This is a genomic window from Streptomyces sp. NPDC012935, from assembly GCF_042900345.1.
Taxonomy (GTDB): domain Bacteria; phylum Actinomycetota; class Actinomycetes; order Streptomycetales; family Streptomycetaceae; genus Streptomyces.
Genome location: NZ_JBIBBC010000003.1, coordinates 404,132 through 427,883, shown reverse-complemented (window position 1 = coordinate 427,883; position 23,752 = coordinate 404,132). Strand labels below are relative to the sequence as shown.

Sequence of the window (23,752 nt, the reverse complement as noted above, 5' to 3'; positions counted from 1 at the left end):
GCGGCTCAGATCCGCCCCGCCCGCCGCTGCCTGCGCAGGAGCAACCCCAGGTACACCCCGCCCACCACCGCGGTCACCACACCCACGGGCAGTTGGGCCGACTCATGGACGCGCTGGGAGGCGAAGTCCGCGGCGACCACGAGCAGTGCGCCGGTGCAGGTGGCCGCGAGGAGGTTGGGGCCGGGGGCCCGCGTGAGCCGGCGGGCCAGCTGGGGGGCGATGAGGGCCACGAAGGGGATCGGGCCGGCGGCTGCGGTGGCCACCGCGCAGGCCGCCGTACCCAGTACGAGGATCACCAGCCGGGTCCGCTGGACCGGCACCCCGAGCCCGCCCGCCACGTCGTCGCCCATCTCCAGGATCCTCAGCCTGCTCGAGGCGAGCGCCACCAGCGGCAGCACGACCAGCAGGCCGAGGGCAGCGGGGCGCAGGTCGTCCCAACCCCGGCCGTTGAGGCTGCCGTTGAGCCACACCATCGCCCGCGCTGCCTGTGTGAAGCGGGCCTTGGCCAGCAGGTAGGCGTTCACACCCTGGAGCAGGGCGCTCACCCCGATGCCGACCAGCACCAGCCGGAAGCCGTGGACGCCCTGCCGCCACGCCAGCAGATACACGAGCACGGCCGTCGCGAGGCCCCCGCCCACCGCCCCGACGGCGATCTGCCCACCGGTGCCGCCGACGAGCAGTACCACCAGCAGGCCCCCGGTGGCCGAGCCGTAGGTGAAGCCCACGATGTCGGGACTGCCGAGCGGATTGCGGGTCAGGCTCTGGAAGAGGGCGCCGCTCAGCCCGAGCGCCGCGCCGACGAGGATGCCGGTCAGCAGACGGGGCAGCCTCAGGTCGTTGATCACGAAGTCGGTGCGGGGGCTGCCGTTCCCCAGCAGCGTGCGCACCACGTCCGGCGGCGAGATCGTGTACTCGCCGGTGCCGAGCGCCAGGACACCGACCGCGGCGGTCGCGACCAGCACCAGCACACAGACCGTCACCGCGCGCACGTCCACGCGTAGGGAGATGCGGTGCGAGCGGCTCCGTACGACATGGGTACGGGTGCGTGGCGCCGCCTGCGTCGTCATGCCGTCACCGTCCTGCGGTAGCGGACCAGCGCGATGAACACGGGGGCGCCGACCACCGCGGTGACCACCCCGGCGTCCAGTTCGTCGGGGCGTACGACGACCCGGCCGAGGACGTCGGCGAAGAGCAGCAGGGCGGGCGCGAGCAGCGTGGACAGCGGGAGCGTCCAGCGCTGGTCGGCACCGGCGATCATGCGGGCGATGTGCGGCACGGCGAGGCCGACGAAGACCAGTGGCCCGACGGCCGAGGTAGCCGCGCCGCACAGCACCGTCATGGCGGCGAGGCCCAGGAAGCGCGTCCGGTCCACGTGCGCGCCGAGCGCCCTGGCCCCGTCGTCGCCCAGCGCGAGCGCGTTCAGCGGCCGGACCAGTGCCAGCGCGAGCACCAGGCCCACCACGACGAACGGCGTGATCGTCGTCAGCGTCTCGCTGTCGGCCCGGGCGAGCGACCCCACGCTCCAGAAGCGGAGCTGGTCCAGGGCCTGGGCGTCGAGCAGCATCAGGGTCTGGCTGACGCCGGTGAACACGGCGGCGATCACCGCGCCGCCGAGGGCGAGCCGCTCCGGAGTGGCGCCGCCGCGACCGCCCGAGGCCAGCGAGTACACCAGCAGACCCGCCACCACCGCGCCCAGCATGGCGAACCACACCGAGGCCCACAGGCTCGTGATGCCGAGCACCGTGATGGACAGGACCACTCCGGTGGCCGCGCCCGCGTTGATGCCGAGCAGTCCCGGATCGGCCAGCGGATTACGGGTGAGCGCCTGGATGAGCGCGCCCGCGACGCCCAGCGCGGCACCGGCGGCGATGCCCGCCAGGGTGCGCGGCACGCGGACGTCCCAGATGACGGAGGCCGCGGTCGACCCGTCGTCGTGGAACAGCGCGTCCATGACGACGCCCGGCGACAGGGCGCGGGAGCCGACCGCGAGGCTGAGCATGGCGGCGGTGATCAGCAGGAGCAGGGCACCGAGCACGGCCAGGGTCCGGGTCGAGTTGCGGCGCCTGGCAGCTCGCTCTTCCGTCCGTACAAGTGGGGCCTTACCGGCCTCAGTTGCCACCGATGCCCTCCGCGCGGAGGCGTTCGGCGATCAGCCGGCCGAGCGCCTTCTTGTCGATCTTGCCTACCGACGTCCGGGGAAAGGCCTCGATGACCTCCACCCGGTCGGGGAGCTTATAGGCGGCGACCCCTCGCTCGGTGAGAAACGCGGCCAACTCCCGCTGAACCGGGGCCTGTCCGCGCGGGACGAGGTAGGCGCAGGTGCGCTCGCCCATCGTCTCGTCGGGCATGCCGACCACGGCCGCGTCGTGCACGCCGGGATGGGCGAGGATGTGGTTCTCCAGCTCCTCGGCGGAGATCTTGTCGCCGCCCCGGTTGATCTGGTCCTTGGCCCGCCCCTCGACGACGAGATGCCCGGAGGGCAGGACCCGGACGAGGTCACCGGTGCGGTAGTAGCCGTCGGTGGTGAAGGCGCGGGTGTTGTGCTCGGCGGCGCGGTAGTAGCCGCGCAGGGTGTAGGGGCCGCGGGTGAGCAACTCGCCGCTCTCTCCGGGCGGGACGTCGCGGTCCTCCTCGTCGACGACGCGGACTTCGTCGGCCGGTGACATCGGACGGCCCTGAGTACCGATCACCAGCTCCGGCGGATCGTCGAGCCGGGTGTAGTTGAGCAGCCCCTCGGCCATACCGAAGACCTGCTGGAGCGTGCAGCCGAGGGCTGCTTCGACCCGGGCGGCGGGCTCGGCGCCCAGCTTGGAGCCGCCGACCTGCAGCAGGCTCAGCGAGGAGAGGTCGGCCTCCTCCCACTCGACCGCGTCCAGCCACAGCAGCGCGATCGGCGGGACCACGGCGGTGGCGGTGACCTTCTCCCGCTCGACGAGCGCGAAGGCGTCCTCGGGGCTCGGCGTGGGGGCAAGCACCACCGTGCCGCCGGCCATCAGGGTGCCGAGCAGACCGGGACAGGCCAGCGCGAAGTTGTGCGCGGTCGGCAGCACCACCAGATACACGGTGTCCCGGTCGAAGCCGCAGACCTCGGCGCTCGCGCGGACGTTGTAGGTGTAGTCGTCGTGGGTGCGCGGGATGAGCTTCGGTTTGCCGGTCGTGCCGCCGGACAGCAGCAGTACCGCCACGTCGCCGGGGTCGGGCACGGCCGGCGGTACCGGCTCGGCGTCGATGTCGGCCAGCGCGGTGAACTCCGCGGCGTCGCCCGCCACCAGCACGTGCTCGACCCCGGGCACCGCCTTGCGCAGGCCCCGGGCGAGCGCGCGGTGGTCGAAGCCGTCGTGCAGATCCGGGATCGCGTACGCCGTGGCGCCGGCCACCTCGGCGACATGCACGATCTCGCTCTCGCGGTGCGCGGGCAGGGTGAGCACCGGTATCGCGCCCGTCCTCAGCAGCGCGAAGAACAGCACCACGAAGGCGTCGGTGTTGGGCAGTTGGACGACCACACGGTCCCCGCCGCCGATGCCGAGCCGACGCAGTCCCGCCGCCATGCGATCGGCGCGCAGGTCGAGTTCGGCGTACGTCCATCGGTTGCCGTCGGCGTCGACGAGTGCGGTCCGGCGCGGCGTGCGCTCGGCGCTGTCCCTCAGCAGCCGGTCCAGCGGTCGGCCTTCCCAGTAGCCCTCTGCTCGGTACTTCTCGGCCAACGGCTCCGGCCAGGGCACCCAACCGTCGAGCATCCTCAACTCCCGCCTGCTGTTTAGGAAAGGCTTGCCTAATGATTCATCGGGGTCAAGCGTGGGGGCGTGATCTGGACGGCGCCGCGCCGTGGGGGCTAGGGTCTTGGTGAATTAGGTTAGGTTAACCTAAGTCCAGGGAGGTAGGTCCTTGCTGCGTTATCGGAGCGCGGAGACGGAACTGCCGGGAGACCCCGTCCAGTTGGCGGCGAGACTGGCGGAGTCGGGCGTGTTCGACCAGTACGTGATCTACGAACAGAACGGCGACGTCTGGTTCGCCGGAGGGGCGCTCGGCGAGATCCAGGTCGGCCGCTCCGAGATCCGCCGCCGATGGCTCGACAGGGAAACCGCGGCCCCGCTGGGATCGCATCCACTGGGCCAGGTCCATGAGGAACTGGGCCAGTTGGCCGTGGAGGGCTGGAGTGCCTACGGCTGGATGGCCTTCGAGTTCTCCCATCTGCACGCAGGCCGCCCGGACCGGGCGGGCGACGACGACCTGCTCCATCTGATCGTCCCGCACAGCGAAGTGAGGCTCGGTCGGGAAAGCGCTGTGATCCGCAGCGCGGACCAGGAGACGCTGGACGCGCTGATCGCGTTACTCGACCGCGCCGACGCGCCCCGCACCGCCGTACCCCGCCCCATCGACGTCTCGGACGGCGAGGGGCGTTACCCGGACATGGTGGCCCAGGCCATCGAGGAGATACGGACCTCCGACCTGCAGAAGGTCATACTCTCCCGGTCGGTCGACGTGCCCTTCCCGGTCGACTTCGTCGGCACCTACGTCCACGGCCGCTCGCACAACACCCCCGCCCGCTCCTTCCTGCTGAACGTCGGCGGGCGCCGGGTCGCCGGATTCAGCCCCGAGACCGTCGCCGAGGTCGGCGCGGACGGCGAGGTCGTCACCCAGCCCCTCGCCGGCACCCGCGCCCGCGGCTTCGGCGACCAGGAGGACGAGCGGCTGCGCGCCGAACTCCTCGCCGATCCCAAGGAGATCTCCGAACACGTGCTGTCGGTCAAACTCGCCGAGGAGGAGATGGCCACCGTCTGCCGGCCGGGTACCGTCTCGGTGCGCGACCTGATGACCGTTCGCCGGCGCGGCAGCGTGCAGCACCTCGGCTCCAGCGTGCACGGTCTGCTCGCCGAGTCCGCCACGGCCTGGGACGCCCTGCGCGCCGTGTTCCCCGCGGTGACCGCCTCCGGCATCCCCAAGGCACCGGCGTACGACTGCATCGCCCGGCTGGAGAAGGAACCACGTGGCATCTACAGCGGCGCCGTGCTGCGGGCCGGCAGTGACGGATCGCTCGACGCGGCCCTGGTGCTGCGCAGCCTCTTCGAGGAGGGCGGGCGCACCTGGCTGCGGGCCGGTGCCGGCATCCTCGCCGGGTCGACGCCGGCCCGGGAGCTGGAGGAGACCTGCGAGAAGCTGCGTAGCGTCGCCCCCTACGTGGTCCCGGCACAGGGTCAGGGGCGCGCGTGAAGCTGGGGGAAGTGGTCGTCGACGTAGCGCCGTTGCGGTCCAGCAGAAACTTCAGACTGATCTTCGCCACCCAGGCGATCTCCATGGTGGGCACCCACCTCACCTCGGTGGCGGCCAGTCTGCAGATCTACCACTTGACCGGATCGTCGGTCCAAGTGGGCCTGATGAGCCTGGTGCTGGGCCTGTCACTGCTGGTCGGCCTGATCACGGGCGGGTTGCTGGCGGACCGGGTGGACCGGCGCAAGGTCATGCTGGTCACCCGGGCGGTGACCGCGGTGGTCATCGCCGGGCTCGCGGTGAACGCGGCGATGCCGGACCCGCAGGTGTGGTTCGTGTTCGTGGCGGCGGTACTGGCCGGCGGCACCGCCGGTTTGGGCGGCCCGGCCCTCATGGCGGCCACGCCCGCCCTGGTGCAGCCGGGGCAGCTGGCGGCGGCGGGCGCGCTGACGACCCTGACCGCCCAACTGGGCGGCATGGTCGGACCGTCGCTCGCCGGCGTGATCGCGGCAGGGCCCGGCGTCGCCATGTGCTTTGCGATCGACGCGGCCATCTACGTCGTGGGACTCGCCCTGCTGGCCCCGCTGCCGAAGCTCGCCCCCGAGGGGCCGGCCGAGACGCAGCATCCGCTGAAGGCGATGGGCGAGGGGCTGCGCTTCCTGCGCGGCAACCAGGTCGTGGCCGGACTGCTGCTGATCGACGTGTGCGCGGTGGTCTTCGCGATGCCGTACGCCCTGTTCCCCGAACTCGGTACCGAGCACTTCGGCGGCGGTCCGTACGCCGTCGGACTTCTCTACACCGCCCCCGCGGTGGGGTCCTTCTTCGGGGCGCTCACCAGTGGCTGGACCGGCCGGGTACACCACACCGGACGGGCGCTGATCGGCGCGGTCGCGGTGTGGGGCGTGGCGATCACCTGCTTCGGCCTCAGCCCCAACCTGTGGCTCGCGCTGGTCTTCCTGGCACTGGCGGGCCTCGGCGACACCGCCTCGGAGATCCTGCGCAGGGCGCTCCTCCAGCACTACACACCGGACCGGCTCCAGGGCCGGGTCGGCAGCCTGTGGCTCGCCCAGGCCACGGCCGGCCCCTCCGTCGGCAACTTCGAGGCGGGCCTGGTGGCCAGGGCGCTCGGGTCGTCGAGCGGGGCCGTGGTGCTCGGGGGAGTGGTCTGTCTGGCGGGTGTGGGCGCGCTGGCCCTCGCCATGCCGGGACTGCGCAAGGCCACGCTCAGCCGGCCTCCGGACGTCGACGGGGACGATTGGGCGGCGCCCGCCGAGGCGTCTCCGGCAGCCGACTGACCAGCCGACGGGTACAGCCTCGCACGACAGGGCGGAGGACCATGCCGAGCGCGCGGATCAACGGAATCCGGCTCCACTACGAGGACACCGGCGCCGGCGACCCGGTGGTCCTGGTGATGGGTCAGGGCGCCGGGGGCCGGGCGTGGCACCTCCACCAGGTGCCTGCGCTGGTCGACGCCGGCCACCGGGTCGTCACCTTCCACAACCGGGGAATTCCACCGACCGACGAGTGCCCGGAAGGCTTCACCATCGACGACCTGGTGGCCGACACGGCGGGCCTGGCCGAGCACCTCGGACTCGCACCGTGCCGGTTCGTCGGCGTCTCCATGGGTGCGTACGTCGTCCAGGAGCTGATGCTGGCCCGGCCCCAACTTGTCCAGCAGGGCGTGCTGATGGCCACCCGTGGCCGTACGGACGCGCTGCGGGCCGCGATGGCCGCGGCCGAACGGGCCCTGTATGACGGCGGGCTGGAACTGCCGCCGGCCTACACCGCCTGGATCCGCGCCCTGCAGAACCTGTCACCGGCCACCCTTGACGACGACCGGCAGATCCAGGACTGGCTGGAGCTCTTCGAGTTCTCACCGCAGCCCCAAGGGCCGGGCGTACGGGCCCAGTTGGACCTGGAGGTCCCGGAGGGCCGGCTGGCCGCCTACCGGGCGGTCGAGGCGCCCTGCCTCGTGATCGGCTTCGGTGACGACGTCATCCTGCCGCCGCACCTGGGGCGTGAAGTCGCCGATGCGATCCCGGGTGCCGTCTACCAGGAGATCAAGGGCTGCGGCCACTACGGGTATCTGGAGCGCCCGGACGAAGTGAACAGGGTGCTCCTGGACTTCTTCCGCGATCGTCCCGCCACGCCCGCTTCCACGCCCGGCGATGTTCGTTTAGGTTAGCCTCACCTAAGTTGTCTCCTCAGGGGGTCATGGTGCACCGCACCTTGCTGAACGGCAAGATCCACCGAGCCACCGTCACCCAGGCCGATCTGCACTACGTCGGATCTCTGACGATCGATCAGGACCTGATGGACGCCGCCGACATCGTGGAGGGCGAAGCCGTCCAGGTCGTCGACATCGACAACGGCGCCCGACTCACCACCTACGCCATCACCGGTGAACGCGGCAGCGGCGTCATCGGGATCAACGGCGCCGCCGCCCACCTCGTCCAACCCGGTCACCTCGTGATCATCATGTCCTTCACCGTGCTCGACGAGTCCGAGCGTGCCGCTCACCGGCCCCGGGTCGTCCACGTCGACAAGGCCAACCGGATCGTCGCCCTCGGCGCCGACCCCGCCGAACCGGTACCCGGTGCGGCCGACCAGTTCTCCGGCACCTTCACCCACCCCGCGCCACGCCAGGCCGGCCAGCAGGAGAGGAACTGAGCCATGGCCAACCCCTTCGACGACGACAGCGGCGTCTTCCGCGTCCTGGTCAACGACGAGGGCCAGTACTCCCTGTGGCCGGACTTCGCGCCCGTACCCGACGGCTGGTCCTCGGTGCACGGCCCCGACACCAGGACCGCCTGCCTGGAGCACATCGAGCGGCACTGGACGGACATGCGCCCGCGCAGCCTGGCCGAGGCCATGCGCCAGGCCGAGGGCTGATGGCCGGCCGCCCGGCCGTGGAGGACGTCCTCCCCCTGTCGCCCATGCAGGAGGGGATGGTCTTCCACGCCCTGTACGACGAACAGGGCCACGACGTCTACACCGGCCAGATGACCCTCCGCCTCGAAGGGCCGTTGGACGAGCCCCGCATGCGCGTGGCCGTCGAGAAGCTGCTCTCCCGGCACGCCAACCTGCGCGCCGCGTTCCGCACTCAGCGCTCCGGACGACCGGTCCAGGTGATCAGGACCGCGGTCAAGGTCCCCTGGCAGGTCACCGACCTGTCCTCGCAGCCCGCTGAGGAGCGCGAGGCGGCCTTCGAGCGGTTCCTGTCGGAAGACCGGGCCGAGCGGTTCGACCTGGCCCGCCCGCCGCTGCTGCGGTTCCGGCTGATCACCTTCGACGAGCTCCACCACTGCCTGGTGATCTCCTCGCACCACCTGCTCTGGGACGGCTGGTCCGCCCCCGTCCTGGTGCGCGAACTCTTCCAGCTGTACGCCTCGGGAGGCGACCTCGAGGCCCTGCCCCGCGTCCGCCCCTACCGTGACTACCTGGCCTGGCTCGCCCGACAGGACCGAGCGGCCGCCGAGCGGTCCTGGCAGGCCGCACTGGCCGGACTTGACGGACCGTCACTCATCGCTCCCGAGACCCGGAACCTGCCTGCCGAGGAACCGGAGCGGCTGACGTGGGAACTCTCCGAGCAGTCCGCCGAGGCGCTGACCGCGGCCGCCCGCACCCACGGACTCACGGTCAGTACCGTGCTCCAGGGGCTGTGGGCCGTCCTGCTCGGCCGGCTGACCGGCAGCACGGACGTCGTCCTCGGCGCCACCGTCTCCGGCCGCGACGCAGACGTCCCCGGCATCGACTCCATGATCGGCCTCTTCATCAACACCCTTCCGGTCCGCGTGCGGTTACGGCCGCAGGAGCCGCTCGCGGACCTGCTCACCCGGCTGCAGTCCGAGCAGTCCGCCCTGCTCGACCACCGGCACCTCGGTCTCGCCGACATCCAGCGCGCCGCCGGGCACACCGTCCTCTTCGACACCCTGCTGGTCTTCGAGAGCTACCCGATCGACGACGACGGCATCGCCCGCGCGCTCGGCCCCGACGGACCGCGCATGACCGCGGTCTCGGTCCACGATGCCACCCACTACCCGCTGACCCTCACCGCCCTGCCCGGCACCCGGCTCAAACTCACCCTCAGCCACCGGCCCACGGTGTTGGACCGGGCTGCGGTCACTCGCGTCGCCGAACAACTCAACCTCCTCATCGGCGAGTTCGACCAGGAGTGCGCAACCCCCGTCGCCCGCCTCGGCGTCCCCCCGGCGGACGAGCCGCACGCCCCGCCTGATCTCTCCCTCCGGCACGCTCCCCCCTTCCCGCACTCCACGGTCCGCGCCCTGTTCGAGGACCAGGCAGCCCGCACTCCCGACGCCGCCGCCGTCCTCCAGGGCGACACCATCCTGACCTTCGCCGATCTCGACGCCCGGGCCGATCGCCTGGCTGCCGCTCTCGCCGCGCGCGGCGCCGGACCCGAGTCCGTGATCGGTGTGGCCCTGCCCCGCAGCCCGGTCCTGGTGACCGCACTCCTCGCAGTACTGAAGGCCGGAGCCGTCTGCATGCCGGTCGACCCCGGCTACCCGCCCGACCGCATCGCGCTGATGCTCGACGACGCCCGACCGCGCCTGGTGATCTGCGATCCGGCGACCGCGCAACAGCTCCGCGTGAAACGGGAGTTGGTGTGCGCGCCGGACGCGGAGGCCGCCGTGAGCCGACCGCGTCGACCGCAGCTGTCGCCCGAACACCCCGCGTACGTCATCTTCACCTCGGGCTCCACCGGCCGACCCAAGGGCGTGATCGGAACCCAGCGGGCCCTGGCCAACCGCCTTGCCTGGGGCCGCGAGCTGGGCGGCGCCTCGCCCGGCGTCCGTGTCTCGAAGAGCCCTCTGAGCTTCATCGACGGCCTCACGGAGCTGCTCGGCGCCCTTGTCGCGGGCGACGCCGTGGCGCTCGCCGACGACGAGACGGCCGGCGACCCGACAGCCCTCGCCGCCCTGGCCGACCGCCACGGGGCCACGCTCCTCACCGCAGTACCCAGCCTGTTCACCACCCTCGTCGAATCCGCCCCGCCGGACACCTTCTCCTCCGTCCGCACCTGGATCTCCAGCGGCGAAGCCCTCCACGGCGAACTGGCCGACGCCATCACCCGGCGCTGGCCCCACACCCGGCTGATCAACCTCTACGGCTGCTCCGAAGCGGCCGGCGACAGCCTGGCCCACGTCCACGACGGCGGCGAAGGCGCGGTTCCCCTCGGCCGGCCGATCGCCAACACCCGCGCCCACGTCCTCGACCCGTTCCTGCGGCCGTCCCCCGTCGGCGCAGTCGGTGAGCTGTACCTGGCCGGAGACGGTCTGGCCCGGGGCTACCTGAGCCAACCCGGCCGCACCGCCGAACGCTTCGTCGCCGACCCCTTCGGCCCACCGGGCAGCCGCCTGTACCGCACCGGCGACCTGGCACGGTCCCGGCCCGACGGCACCCTGGAGTTCCTCGGCCGGACCGACGACCAGGTGAAGATCCGTGGCTTTCGGGTCGAACCCGGCGAGATCGAGGCGGCCGTACGCGCGCTGCCGGGTGTGGGCCGGGCCGCTGTCGTGGCCGGACAGGACGGCTCGGCATCCCGACGCCTGGTCGCCTACGTCGTGGCGGCACCCGGCGCCCTGTGCGAACTCGAACCTCTCGCCCTGCGCCGCGCCCTTGCCGAGCGGCTCCCCGGCCACCTCGTCCCGTCGGCGGTGGTGGTCCTGGACGAGCTGCCGCTCACCCCCAGCGGCAAGCTCGACCGACGCGCCCTGCCCGCCCCCGACTTCACGCGGACGTCCACCTTCGAACCGCCCCGCACCGAACCGGAGAAGGTGCTGTGCGGGCTGTTCTCGGAGGCGCTCGGGCTGGAACGGGTCGGCGTCCACGACGACTTCTTCGAACGCGGCGGCGACAGCATCGTGTCGGTCCGGCTCGCCGACCGGGCCCGCAGAGCGGGACTCGCCCTGTCCCCCCGAGACGTCTTCGCCCACCGCACTCCGGCCGGGCTCGCCCGGGCGCTGCCCGACGAAACCGGTCCCGCGCCCGAGGAGTTCACTCCCACCGGCGCCCCGCTCGTGTCACTCAGCCAGTCGCAGCTCGACAACGTGAAGGCGAGGTGGAGGACTCGATGAGCAAGGCACCCGGGGACGACGGTTCCCTGGTCGAAGACGTTCTGCCGCTCTCCCCGCTGCAACAGGGCCTGCTGTTCCACGCGCTGTTCGACGAGGGCGCCCAGGACGTCTACACCATGCAGTCCCTGGTGGAGATCGAGGGCCCCCTGCGCCCCGCGCTGCTGCGCGCCGCCGCCGAGGAACTCTTCGCCCGGCACGCCAACCTGCGCAGCGCCTTCCTGCACGAGGACCTCGACGAACCGGTACAGGTGGTGCTCAAGCAGGTCCCCGTGCACTGGACCGAAGCGGCAGCCTCCGACGAGGCCGCGTCGGCCCGGATGATCGAAGCGGACGCCGCAGCCCGCTTCGACCTCACCGACCCACCCCTGCTGCGCCTCACGCTCGCCGGACTTGCCCCCGACCGCTGGCTGCTGGTCCTCACCAACCACCACCTCCTGCTGGACGGCTGGTCCATCCCGCTGCTGGTCCGCGAACTTCTCCAGCTCTACGCCGCCCAACTCGCCCCCGGCTCCACGGCCCCGCTTCCCGCCGTACGGCCCTACCGGGACTTCCTGGCCTGGCTCGCCTCCCGGGACCGGGAGGCCTCCGCCGACGCCTGGCGCACGGCGCTGGCCGGTGCCACGCCGACGGTCCTGACGTCCTCGACCGCCGGGTTGGTCCCGGTGCCGCCTGAGTTGCACACCCTGCCGCTCACCGCGCACCTGACCGGCCGGGTACAGGACTTCGCGAGGAGCCTCGGCGTCACCGTCAACACCGTCGTACAGGGGCTGTGGGCGCTGCTGCTGGCGCGCCTGACCGGCCGGACCGACGTGGTGTTCGGCGCGACCGTGGCGGGCCGGCCCGCCGAGCTCGCCGGCGTGGAGTCCATGATCGGCCTGTTCATCAACACCGTGCCGGTCCGGGTGACCGTGCCGCCCGGTGAGCGGGCGGGTGCCTTCCTGCGCCGCCTCCAGGACGAGCAGTCGGGACTCATGGGCCATCAACACCTGGGTCTGACAGAGATCCAGCGCCTCGCCGGCGCGGGCGACCTCTTCGACACCCTGCTCGTCTTCGAGAACTACCCCATCGACGAGACCGCGGTCGCTGAGGCGGAGGCGTCCGCCGGGCTCCGGATCGTCGAGGTCAAGGGCTCGGGCGCCACGCACTATCCACTGACCTTGGCCGTACTCGCCGAGCAACGGCTCAGTGTCGTCTTCGAGTTCCGCCCCGACTGCTACGACCGAACGACGGTGGAGCAACTCGCCGGACGCTTCGAGCGCCTGCTTCTTGCCGTGCTGGCCGACCCGGAAGCCCCCTTGGCCGCCCTGGACGCCCTCGCCGCCGAGGAGCGGACCGCGCTGCTGGCGGGAGGGGCGGGGGAGCGGCTGCCGGTACGGTTCCGCACGATGCCGGAGGCCTTCGAGGCACAGGCGGCCCGCACGCCCGACGCGGTGGCGGTGGTCGGCGACGGGCAGAGCCTGACGTTCGAGCAGTTGAACACAGCCGCCAACCAACTGGCCCGCCATTTGGTGGAGTTGGGCGCCGGGCCGGAACGGATCGTGGCGTTCGCCCTGCCGCCGACCCCGGACATCATGACCGTCCTGCTGGCGATCCAGAAGGCGGGCGCGGCCTATCTGCCACTGGACCCGGCATGGCCGCAGGATCGGATCGCGGGGATGCTGGCGGACGCGAGTCCAGTGGCTGTCGTCAGTACGACGACTGCAACGCCCGGCCACCCCGCGGCATCCCCACCCACGGCCTGCGTATTCCTCGACACCCCCGACACCCTTGCGCGCCTGGCGGACACGCCCTCCTCCAACCTCACCGACGCCGACCGCGAAACCCCCCTCCTGCCCGAACACCCCGCCTACGTCATCTACACCTCCGGCTCCACCGGCCGCCCCAAAGCCGTGGTCGTCCCCCAGCGGGCCATAGCCAACCTCTTCACCGCCCACAACGCCGCCCTGCACGAACCGGCCACCACGGCGGTGGGCGGACGCCCACTGAGGATCGGACACGCCTGGCCCGTCGCCTTCGACGCGTCCTGGCAACCCATGCTGTGGATGTTCGCCGGCCACGAACTGCATCTGGTGCCCGACGACATCCGCCGGGACCCCGCCGCCCTGCGCGACTTCCTCACCCGGCACGCCATCGAGTTCATCGAGCTGTCCCCGTCCCTGCTCGGCGAGCTGATCGCCCAAGGGAGCCACTGGCAAGCCGAGTTGAAGGTGCTGGGCGTCGGCGGAGAGGCAGTACCGCCGGACCTGTGGCGCACCCTGCGCGACACCGAAGGACTCGCCGCGCACAACCTCTACGGTCCCACCGAATGCACCGTCGACTCCGCGGACTGCGACCTCGCCCTCACCGAGCGCCCCGCGATCGGCCGCCCCGTGGCGGGCGGCACCCTCTACATCCTGGACGGGCACCTCAATCCCGTATCGGTCGGCGTCGAGGGCGAGCTGTACGTGGCGGGCGCCGGCCTGGCGCGCGGCTACCTCGGCCGACCCGCAGCGACCGCCGGCCGTTTCGTCGCCGATCCGTTCTCCGGCGGCCCCGGCGCGCGCATGTACCGCACGGGCGACATCGCCCGCTGGACCGCCGACGGCCTGGTGGAGTGCCTTGGCCGGGTCGACGACCAGGTCAAGATCAGGGGCTATCGGATCGAACCCGGCGAGATCGAGGCGGTCCTGCTGGAGCACGACCTGGTCGAGCGGGCCGCGGTCGTCGTCCGCGAGGACACGCCCGGCGTACGACGCCTGGTCGCCTACGTCATCATGACCGCGCCGCCGACCGGGCAGACCGAGGAAACGGCCGGGCAGACCGAGGAAACGACCGCGCAGACCGAGGACACGGCAGAGCAGACCGAGGACACGGCCGAGCTGCTGCGCCGCGCCGTGGCAGGCGTACTGCCCGACTACATGGTGCCGTCGGCGTTCGTCCCGGTGGACGGCTTCCCGCTCACCCCCAACGGCAAGCTGGACACCGCCGCGCTCCCGGCCCCCTCCCGGTCCGCAGGGCCGGCCGCGCAGCCGCCCCGGAACCCCGCCGAGGAGCGGCTCGCCACGCTGTTCGCCGACGTGCTCGGGCTGGACACGGTCGGCATTCACGACAGCTTCTTCGCCCTCGGCGGCGACAGCATCGTCTCCATGCGGCTGGTCAGCCAGGCGCGGGCGGCAGGTCTGGCGATCTCACCGCGCGACGTGTTCGAGCGTCCCACGATCGCGGAACTCGCCGAACGGGTCGACGCCGCCGAACGCGCAGGCACAGCCGTACGCCGGGTCGGCGACCCCGACGCGGGAACCGGTGACATCCCCCTCACCCCCATACTGACCTGGCTGACGGAACAGGACGGCCCGCTCCGCGCACTGAGCCAGGCGAGGTTCCTGCGTACGCCCGCCGACCTGGACCTCGACGGGCTGCACCGCACCGTCCAGGCCGTCCTGGACCGGCACGACCTGCTGCGCTCGACCTTCGCCCGGGCCGAGAACGGCGCGTGGCGTTTCGAGGCGGCTCCCGTCGGCTTCGCCCGCGCCGCCGACTGCGTACGCCGGATCGACGCCGAGCCGCTGGACCACACGGCGATCGGCACGCTGGTGCCGGAGGCGTTCGACGAGCTGGTCGCCGAGCTCGACCCGGCGACCGGGGCGACGGCGCGGTTCCTGTGGTTCGACGCGGGCCCCGGTCGTGAAGGACGGCTCCTGGTCGTGCTGCACCACCTGGTGACCGACGCCGCGTCCTGGGGCGTTCTGGTCGCCGACCTGGCCGCCGCCCGTGCGGGCAGAAACCTGTCGCCCGTGGGCACGTCCTTTCGCGAGTGGGCGCGGGCCCTGAAGGACCTGGCGCCGGACCGAACGGCCGAACTCGCCTTCTGGAAGGAGGTGCTGGACCACCCGGAGCCACCCCTCGGAGCAGGACCACTCGACCCCGCCCGGGACACCAGGGCAACGATCCGCAGGCACTGGACCACCCTGGGCCCGGAGCTCACCGCACCCCTGACCGCCGCATCCGTCCAGGACGTGCTGCTCACCGCGCTGGCGCTGGCGGTGCCCGCATGGCGCACCGGACCCGATTCCCCCGGCCCGGCCGACCCCTCCCTCCTGATCGCCCTGGAGGGCCACGGCCGCGAGGAACACCTCCTGCCCGGCGCCGACCTGTCCAGCACCCTCGGCTGGTTCACCAGCGTCTTCCCGGTCCGGCTGGACCCCGGCCCCGCGCCCGGAGCGGACCAGGTGCGGCGCATACGCGACCAGGTGGCCGCCGTGCCCGACAAGGGGATCGGTTACGGCCTGCTCCGCCACCTCAACCCGGACACGGCCGCCCAGCTGTCCCCCCTGCCCGAGCCGCAGATCCAGTTCAACTACCTGGGCCGGCCGACGACGGGCGAGCGGGGCGACAGCGCCCTGTTCACCAGCGCACCCGAGACCGGAGCCATGGGCAGCGGCGCCGACCCCGAGATGCCCGCCCCCTACGCCCTCGTCGTCGACGCGGTGATCACCGGAACCGAGCTGTCGGTGTGCTGGCAGTGGCCGGAACGGCTCTTCACCGACGCGGAGATCCAACGGCTGAGCGCGCACTGGACCACGTCCCTCGAACTGCTCCTGAAAGGCGGAGACCAGTGACGGAGACCCCCACCGCCGACCTCGCGGCCCGCAAACGCGAACTCCTGCGCCGCAGGCTGCAGAGCGCCGGCCTGGCCGACACCGCGGCCCGCTCGGAGCGGATCCCACGACGCCCCGCCGGCACGGCCCGGCTGCCGCTGTCGTACGCGCAGTCCCGGATGTGGCTCCTCCAGCAGCTCGACCCGACCAGCCCCGCCTACAACGTATGCCTGGCCATCCGCCTGCGCGGCCCCCTCGACCCGGCCGCACTCCGCACGGCCCTGCAGGGCCTGATCGGCCGCCACGAGATTCTGCGCACCCGCTGTCCGGCGGCCGAGGACGGCACCCCCGAGCAGATCGTGGACCCCGTAGCGGAGGTCGACTTCGTCACCGCCGACCTGCGCGCGCTGCCGGAGGAGGAGCGGGACCGCCGCGCGACGGAACTCGCCCGCGCAGCTTCGGCGAACCCCTTCGACCTGGCCACCGACCACCCGTTGCGCACCCTGCTCATCCAACGCACGGAACAGGACCACACCCTGATCCTGACCGTGCATCACATCGCCTGGGACGGAGGGACGTTCAATGCGCTCTCCCGCGACCTGACCGCCCTCTACCGCTCGGCGGCCACCGGCGAACCCTCCGGGCTCGAACAACTACCGCTTCAGTACGGCGACTTCGCGCTCTGGCAGCACACCACCTGGACCGACGGGCGACTGGCCGAACACCTCGACCACTGGCGCGCAGCCCTGGTCCCCGAGCCCCGCCCCCTCGCCCTGCCCACCGACGCCCCACGCACCGCCCGCCCCAGCATGCACGGCGACCGCCGCTTCCACACCTTCGCCCCCAACGTCACCGACCGGCTCACGGCGTTCGCACGCAACGCCGGCGCGACCCCTTTCATGGTGCTGTTCGCCGGCTTGGCGGCACTGCTGCACCGCACCACCGGCGCCACCGACATCCCGATCGGCTCCGCCGTCATGAACCGCGACCTTCCCGGTCTCGAGAAGCTGATCGGCAACTTCGGCAACACCCTTGCTCTGCGCGCCGACCTCGACGGCGACCCCGGCTTCGCAGAACTCGTCGAGCGGGTGAGGCAGGTGTGCACGGACGGGTACGCCCACCAGGACATGCCCTTCGACAAGCTGGTGGAGCAGCTGGGGCCGGAGCGGCAGCCGGGACGCTCCGTCTACTTCGACGTGATGCTCCTCTTCCTCACCCAGGGACTCGAAGGCCCGCAGCTTCCCGGGGTGACGGCTCAGTGGGAGACCGTCCACAACGACACCACGCAGTTCGACCTCTCCCTGGAAGCGTTCCTCACCGGCGGCCGCCTGCGGATCGAGGCCACCTACCGCAGCGGCCTGTTCACCCCGGACACCGTCGACCGGCTGCTGCGGCACCTGGAGACGCTGCTCGCCGAAGCCCTCACCGACCCCGAGCTGCCCGTCTCCCGGCTGGAGTTGATGACCGACGGTCAACAGCACCAGGTCCTGGAGGAATGGACCGCCACCGAACACCCGGTCCCCGTCACCCACCTCACCGGCCTCCTCGCCCAGCAGGCCGCCCACACCCCCCACGCGCCCGCCATCGTCGCCGACGACGGCCGGCCCGCCCTCGACTACGCCGAACTGCACACCCGCGCCAACCGCCTCGCCCGGCTGCTGATCTCCCACGGCGTGGGCCCCGAGCACCTGGTGGGGGTGGCCCTGGACCGCGGAACCGACCTCGTGGTGGCGCTCCTCGCCGTGCTCAAGGCCGGTGCCGCCTACGTCCCGCTGGACACCGGCTACCCGACCGAGCGGATCGCGTTCATGGTGGAGGACGCGGCGCCGACACTCGTGCTGACGGCTTCGGGCACGGCCCTGACACTGCCGCCCGGAGTACCGCTGCTCCTGCTCGACACGGACACCACGGCCTTCGACTCCGGCGAACTCACCGACGCCGACCGCCTCCAGCCCCTGCGCCCCGAGCACCCGGCCTACGTCATCTACACCTCCGGCTCCACGGGCCGCCCCAAGGGAGCCGTCGTCCCGCACGCCGGAATCGTCAACCGGCTGCTCTGGATGCAGAACACGTACGAACTCGGCCCCGAGGACCGGGTGCTGCAGAAGACGCCTGCCGGCTTCGACGTCTCCGTGTGGGAGTTCTTCTGGCCGCTGATCAGCGGGGCCGTGCTCGTGCTCGCCCGTCCCGGAGGCCACCGCGACCCCGGCTACCTCGCCGAGCTGATCCGCGACCGGCGCGTCACGACCGCGCACTTCGTCCCGTCGATGCTGCGGGTCTTTCTCGACGATCCTGCCGCCGAACAGGCCCGCGGGATCCTGCGCCGGCTGGTGTGCAGCGGCGAGGCCCTGCCCACCGACCTCGCCGAGCGCTGCGCCGAGGCGCTGCCGGGTACCGAACTGCACAACCTCTACGGCCCCACCGAGGCCGCCGTGGACGTCACCGCCTGGCCGTGCGCCGAGGGGACGAGCTCCGCCGCCGGCTCCGTACCGATCGGCCGCCCGGTGTGGAACACCCGCACCCTCGTCCTGGACGCCCACCTGCGTCCGGTCCCGCCCGGCATCCCCGGCGAGCTCTATCTGGGGGGCGCCCAGCTCGCCCGCGGCTACCTCCGCCGCCCCGGCCTGACCGCCGACCGCTTCGTCGCCGACCCGTACGGCCCGCCAGGCTCCCGCCTCTACCGCACCGGCGACCTGGTGCGCTGGAGTGCGCAAGGGGCGCTGGAGTTCCTCGGCAGGGCCGACGACCAGGTGAAGATACGCGGCTTCCGCGTCGAGCCTGGGGAGACCGAGGCTGCCGTGGCCTCCTTGCCCGGAGTGTCCCAGGCAGCAGTGACAGTACGTCAGGACCCTCCGGGCGACGCGCGGTTGGTCGCGTACGCCGTTGCCCAGCCCGGTACCGCGCTGGAATCCCTGCGGATCAGACAGGACCTCAAGGCGACGCTCCCGGAGCACCAGCTGCCCGCCGCCGTCGTGATCCTCGACGACCTGCCGCTCACGCCCAACGGCAAACTCGACCGCGCGGCCCTGCCCGCCCCCGACCTCTCCGGCCTCACCACCGCCACCGCCCCCCGCACCGAGGCGGAGGCGACCCTGTGCACCCTGTTCGCCGACCTGCTCGGGCTGCCCTCGGTCGGCAGCCACGACGACTTCTTCGCCCTCGGCGGCCACTCCGTCCTGGCGACACGCCTGGTCGCCCGCATCCGCGCCGAGCTCGGCGCGGTCGTCCCGCTGCGGGCGGTCTTCGACACACCGACCGTTGCCGCGCTCGCCCCGCTCCTGGTGACCCCGGCCGCCGAGCGGCGCCCGGCGTTGCGGCCGGCCCGCCGCCCGGACCCACTGCCGCTGTCCTCCGCCCAGGCGAGGCTGTGGTTCCTCTACCGGCTGGAGGGCCCGAGTCCCACGTACAACATCCACACCGCCGTACGCCTCACGGGAGCGCTCGACGCTGACGCGTTGCGAACGGCCCTCCACGATGTCGTGGCCCGGCACGAAGCGCTCCGGACGGTTTTCCCGGACACCGACGGCACGCCCTGCCAGCGGGTCCTGCCGGAGGCGGCCGTCCCCTTCGAGGTGGTGCCGGCCGACGCCGGGGCACTCGACGCGCTGCTGCGCGAGGCCGCCGGGTACTCCTTCGCGCTGGACGCCGAGATTCCCGTACGAGCGACGCTGTACGCCCTCGCTCCCGACGAGCACGTCCTGCTCCTGCTCGTCCACCACATCGCCACCGACGGCTGGTCGGCGGAACCGCTGCTGCGCGACCTGGAGACGGCCTACGACGCGAGGGTGCGCGGCATCCTGCCCGGATGGCGGCCGCTCGCCGTGCAGTACGCCGACTACGCGCTGTGGCAGCGGCAGTTGCTCGACGATGGTGGCATCGCCGTGCCCGAACTGGAGCACTGGGCGGAGCGGTTGGCGGGGCTGCCGGAGGAGCTCCAGCTGCCCGTCGACCGACCGCGACCGGCCGTCGCCGGATACCGCGCCGGTGCCGTGGACTTCACCCTCGACGCGGAGACTCACCGCAGGCTGCGAGACCTGGCCGCCGAGGCCGGCGGCACCGTCTTCATGGCACTTCAGGCGGCCCTCGCGGTCCTGCTGGGCCGTCTGGGCGCCGGGGACGACATCCCCCTCGGCACCCCGGTCGCCGGACGGGGCGACGCGGCACTCGACGACCTCGTGGGCCTCTTCGTCAACACCCTGGTGCTGCGCACAGACATCTCCGGAGCCCCGACGTTTCGCACACTGCTCGCCCGCGTGCGGGAGACCGACCTGGACGCCTACGCCCACCAGGACCTGCCGTTCGAACGGCTGGTGGACGCGCTCGCCCCGACCCGCTCGATGGGCCGGCACCCACTGTTCCAGGTGATGCTCGCCCACCAGCAAGCCCCGCACGGGACGCGGGAGTTCGCTGATCTGACGCTCCGTCAACTGCGTGTCGACTTCTACACGGCGAAGACCGACCTGGCCTTCCACGTCTTCGAACGTCCGGACGGCGGCGGCATCACCGGCGCGCTCGTCTTCAGCCGTGACCTCTACGACCAGGAGACCGCGCAGGACATGGTCGAGCGCTTCGTGCGGCTGGTCGGCGAGCTGGCCGGGTCGCCCGACGTGTCCGTGGCCCTGGCCGACGTCCTCACCCCGCGCGAGCGCTCCGTGATGCTGGGGGAGTGGAACGACACCGCGCACCCCATGCCCGCCACCACCCTGACCGCACTGGTCGAGGAGCAGGCGGCGAGGACTCCTGACCTCGCCGCCGTGGAGTACGGCATCGAGGGCGGCACGCGACTGACGTACGCCGAGCTCAACGCCCGTGCCAACGCCCTTGCCCGGCGGCTGACCTCGCTGGGGGTAGGGCCCGAGCACCGCGTCGGCATCCATCTGGAACGCTCGGTGGAGATGGTCGTAGGGCTGCTCGCCGTGCTGAAGGCGGGCGGCGCGTTCGTCCCGCTGGAGCCGTCCTGGCCCGCCCGCCGGATCGCCGAGGTGTGCCGGAGCGCGGCACTGACGGCAGTGCTGGGCAGGCAGGGTGACGGAGCAGTCCTCGCGGACGACGCGCCACCGTTCGTGGAGGTGCGGCTGGACGGGCCGCAGGAGCCGGAGAACCCGGCCGTTCCCGTCGATCCCGAGGGCCTCGCCTACGTCATCTACACCTCCGGCTCCACGGGCGTCCCCAAGGGCGCCATGATCCGTCACCGGGCCATCGCGCACCGGCTGCTGTGGCAGCGCGAGTTGCTCGGCTTCGGCACCGAGGACGCGGCCCTGTTCAAGGCGCCGCTCGGCTTCGACATCTCCATCAACGAGATCTTCCTGCCGCTCGTGAACGGCGGCCGGGTGGTGATCGCCGAGCCGGGAGGCGAACGCGACGCCGACCACCTCCTCGACACCGTCGAGCGCCACCGGGTCACCTTCACGTACCTCGTCTCCTCGATGCTCGACCTCCTGCTGGAGCTGGACGGGTTCGCCCGGCGGGCCCGCTCGCTCAAGCACGTGTGGTGCGGCGGCGAGGTGCTCACGCCCGAACTGTTCGCCCGCTTCCGTGCCGCGAGCCCCGCGGTGATGTACCACGGGTACGGGCCTGCCGAGGCCACCATCGGCGTCAGCCATGTCGTCTACCGCACCGGCGCGATCCGCAGTGCCGTCTCCATCGGGCGGCCCAACGGCAACACCAGGCTCTACGTCCTCGACGACCGGTTGCGGCCGACGCCGGTCGGGGTGCCCGGCGAGCTGTACGCCGGCGGCGTCTACCTCGGCCGCGGCTATGTGAACGACCCTCGCCGCACCGCCGACCACTGGGTGGCCGACCCGTTCGGCCCGCCCGGCGAACGGCTCTACCGCACCGGCGATCTGGTGAGGTGGCAGCGCGACGGCACCCTGGAGTTCCTCGGCCGGGCGGACAACCAGGTGAAGATCCGCGGCATGCGGGTCGAGCTGGAGGAGATCGAGGCGATCCTCGAACAGCATCCGGGCGTCCGGCGCGGGGTCGTCGTCATCAGGGAGGACGCCCCGGGCGTCAAACAGCTCGCCGGCTACTACCTGGCTGCCGGCGACCTCGGCGACCTGCCCGGCTGGGTCCGCGAACGGCTGCCCGAGCACATGGTCCCGCGCACGCTCACCGCCCTGGACGCCTTCCCGCTGCTGCCCTCGGGCAAGGTCGACCGCGGCTCCCTGCCGGCGCCGCGAACCACGACCGCCGGTGCGCCGGCCCGGGAGCCGGCCACTGAACGCGAGCGGCAGCTCTGCGAGTTGTTCGGCTCCGTCCTGGGGCTGGGGCCCGTGGACGTCGACGACAACTTCTTCGCGCTGGGCGGCGACAGCATCGTCTCCATCCGGCTGGTGACCCTGGCCCGCAAGGCGGGAATCGCCCTCAGCCCCCGGCAGGTCTTCCAGATGCCGACCCCGGCAGGTCTGGCGGCCGCGTCCGCCGGGCGCACCGAGGCCGGCCCCGTCGAGGAGCCGGTCGGCGAGGCGGACCTGACCCCGGTCATGCGCTGGACGGCCGGCCCCGACGGTTCCTACGACGGGCTCGCCCAGGCGGTCCTGCTGGTGACCCCGCCGGATCTCACGTACGACGCCGCCGTCGGCGTACTCCAAGCGGTACTGGACCGCCACGACGTCCTGCGCGCCCGGCTGACCGGACAGTTGGTGGTGCCTGCCGAAGGGGCGGTGCGTGCGGGCGATGTGCTGAGCCAGGTGCGGGACGCGGCTCTCGACGATCAGCTGGCCGCCGCCGTGGGCCGGCTCGACCCCGCGGCCGGGCGCATGCTCCAGGCCGTCTGGTTCACCGACACCCACCGGCTGCTCCTCGTGGCCCACCACCTGGTCGTCGACGGCGTGTCCTGGCGGATCATCACCTCCGACCTGGCGGAGGCCCGACGGTCGGGGCGGACCGCCCCGCGCACCGGCACGTCCTTCCGGACCTGGAGCAGGCTCCTCGGCGAGGAGGCCCGCAAGGCCGAGCGCGTGCGCGAACTGCCCTGGTGGACCGGCGTGTTGGAGAGCGGACGGCCGCTGCTCGACCGCGCTGCGGACGCCGGTGGTGCGCTGCGGGAGCAGACCCTGGTGCTCGCACCCGAGGTCACCGGACCGCTGCTGACCGCGGTGCCCGCCGCCTATCACGCCGCCGTCCCCGACGTCCTGCTCACCGCCTTCGCGCTGGCCGCCGAGGCCTGGCGGGAGCAGCGCGGCGACCTGACCGGCGGTTCCCTGCTCGTCGGCCTGGAGGGGCACGGGCGCGAGGAGGGCATTGCCGAGGGCGTCGACCTGTCGGCCACAGTGGGCTGGTTCACGGCTTTCCACCCGGTCGGCATCGACCCCGGCCCGCTCGACCTCGACGACGCCCTGTCCGGCGGACCCGCCGCGGGCACGGCACTCAAGCGGATCAAGGAACAGCTGCGTGCCGTACCGGATCACGGCCTCGGGTACGGCCTCCTGCGCCACCTCAACCCCGACACGGCGCCGATCCTCGAGAAACTGCCGCAGCCGCAGATCCTCTTCAACTACCTCGGCCGATTCACCGCGTCAGGCTCGGCGGGCCAACCCTGGGAACTCGCCCCCGAGGCCCCCATGCTGCGGGTGCCGCCGACGCAGAACGGCGGGCCCGCTGCCTTCGGCCTGGAGATCAACGCCGTGGCCGTCGAGGAGACGGACGGTGCCCGGCTGCATGTCGCCGCCTCCTGGCCGGAAGCGTTCCTGAACGAGTCGGAGGGGGGCGCGCTGCTCCGCCTCTGGGAGCGCGCCCTGCACGGCCTCGCCCGGCATGCCGAAGAGGCTCCCGCGGGCGGCCTCACCCCGTCGGACCTGCCCTTGGTCGAACTGACCCAGGACGACATCGACGACTTCGAGAACGACATCGACGACTTCTGAGCCACCA

General features: G+C 72.3%; 11 protein-coding genes. 8 read left to right on the top strand and 3 right to left on the bottom strand.

Annotated features, from left to right (window positions below; genetic code table 11):
* Positions 1-5 precede the first annotated feature (5 nt).
* From ACFY5C_RS10740 to ACFY5C_RS10730, 3 genes are read right to left on the bottom strand one after another with little or no spacing between them, the layout of a single operon-like run.
* On the bottom strand, positions 6-1,067 hold the full coding sequence (locus tag ACFY5C_RS10740) for a FecCD family ABC transporter permease (RefSeq protein WP_389442968.1): 1,062 nt from the start codon (positions 1,065-1,067) through the stop codon (positions 6-8).
* Entirely contained in the window at positions 1,064-2,119 is a 1,056-nt protein-coding gene (locus tag ACFY5C_RS10735) for a FecCD family ABC transporter permease (protein ID WP_389442966.1), read from the bottom strand. Before ACFY5C_RS10735 ends, ACFY5C_RS10740 begins: the two co-directional genes overlap by 4 nt.
* Complete coding sequence (locus ACFY5C_RS10730) at positions 2,109-3,737, bottom strand: (2,3-dihydroxybenzoyl)adenylate synthase (RefSeq protein WP_389442964.1); 1,629 nt, start codon at positions 3,735-3,737, stop codon at positions 2,109-2,111. Before ACFY5C_RS10730 ends, ACFY5C_RS10735 begins: the two co-directional genes overlap by 11 nt.
* Positions 3,738-3,885: 148 nt before the next feature.
* Here ACFY5C_RS10730 and ACFY5C_RS10725 point away from each other — a divergent pair, with 148 nt between their 5' ends.
* The 8 genes from ACFY5C_RS10725 to ACFY5C_RS10690 are packed head-to-tail and all read left to right on the top strand — an operon-like array spanning position 3,886 to position 23,745.
* A complete protein-coding gene (locus ACFY5C_RS10725; protein WP_389442962.1) occupies positions 3,886-5,211 on the top strand; it encodes a salicylate synthase in 1,326 nt (441 codons plus the stop codon).
* The gene (gene entS, locus ACFY5C_RS10720; protein ID WP_389442961.1) at positions 5,208-6,503 is read left to right on the top strand and encodes an enterobactin transporter EntS; all 1,296 of its coding nucleotides are present in this window, start codon (positions 5,208-5,210) and stop codon (positions 6,501-6,503) included. Before ACFY5C_RS10725 ends, entS begins: the two co-directional genes overlap by 4 nt.
* A 41-nt stretch (positions 6,504-6,544) precedes the next feature.
* Positions 6,545-7,393, top strand: coding sequence for an alpha/beta fold hydrolase (locus ACFY5C_RS10715; protein ID WP_389442959.1), 849 nt, complete (start codon positions 6,545-6,547; stop codon positions 7,391-7,393).
* 29 nt (positions 7,394-7,422) lie between these two features.
* Entirely contained in the window at positions 7,423-7,878 is a 456-nt protein-coding gene (gene panD / locus ACFY5C_RS10710) for an aspartate 1-decarboxylase (RefSeq protein ID WP_389442957.1), read from the top strand.
* A gap of 3 nt (positions 7,879-7,881) precedes the next feature.
* A complete protein-coding gene (locus tag ACFY5C_RS10705) occupies positions 7,882-8,100 on the top strand; it encodes an MbtH family protein (protein ID WP_389442955.1) in 219 nt (72 codons plus the stop codon).
* Entirely contained in the window at positions 8,100-11,306 is a 3,207-nt protein-coding gene (locus ACFY5C_RS10700; RefSeq protein WP_389442953.1) for an amino acid adenylation domain-containing protein, read from the top strand. Before ACFY5C_RS10705 ends, ACFY5C_RS10700 begins: the two co-directional genes overlap by 1 nt.
* Entirely contained in the window at positions 11,303-15,904 is a 4,602-nt protein-coding gene (locus ACFY5C_RS10695) for an amino acid adenylation domain-containing protein (RefSeq protein WP_389442951.1), read from the top strand. The genes ACFY5C_RS10700 and ACFY5C_RS10695 overlap by 4 nt, the downstream gene beginning before the upstream one ends.
* Positions 15,901-23,745 carry an amino acid adenylation domain-containing protein gene (locus tag ACFY5C_RS10690; protein WP_389442949.1) on the top strand — a complete coding sequence of 2,615 codons (7,845 nt, stop codon included), beginning with the start codon at positions 15,901-15,903 and terminating at the stop codon, positions 23,743-23,745. Before ACFY5C_RS10695 ends, ACFY5C_RS10690 begins: the two co-directional genes overlap by 4 nt.
* Positions 23,746-23,752 lie beyond the last annotated feature (7 nt).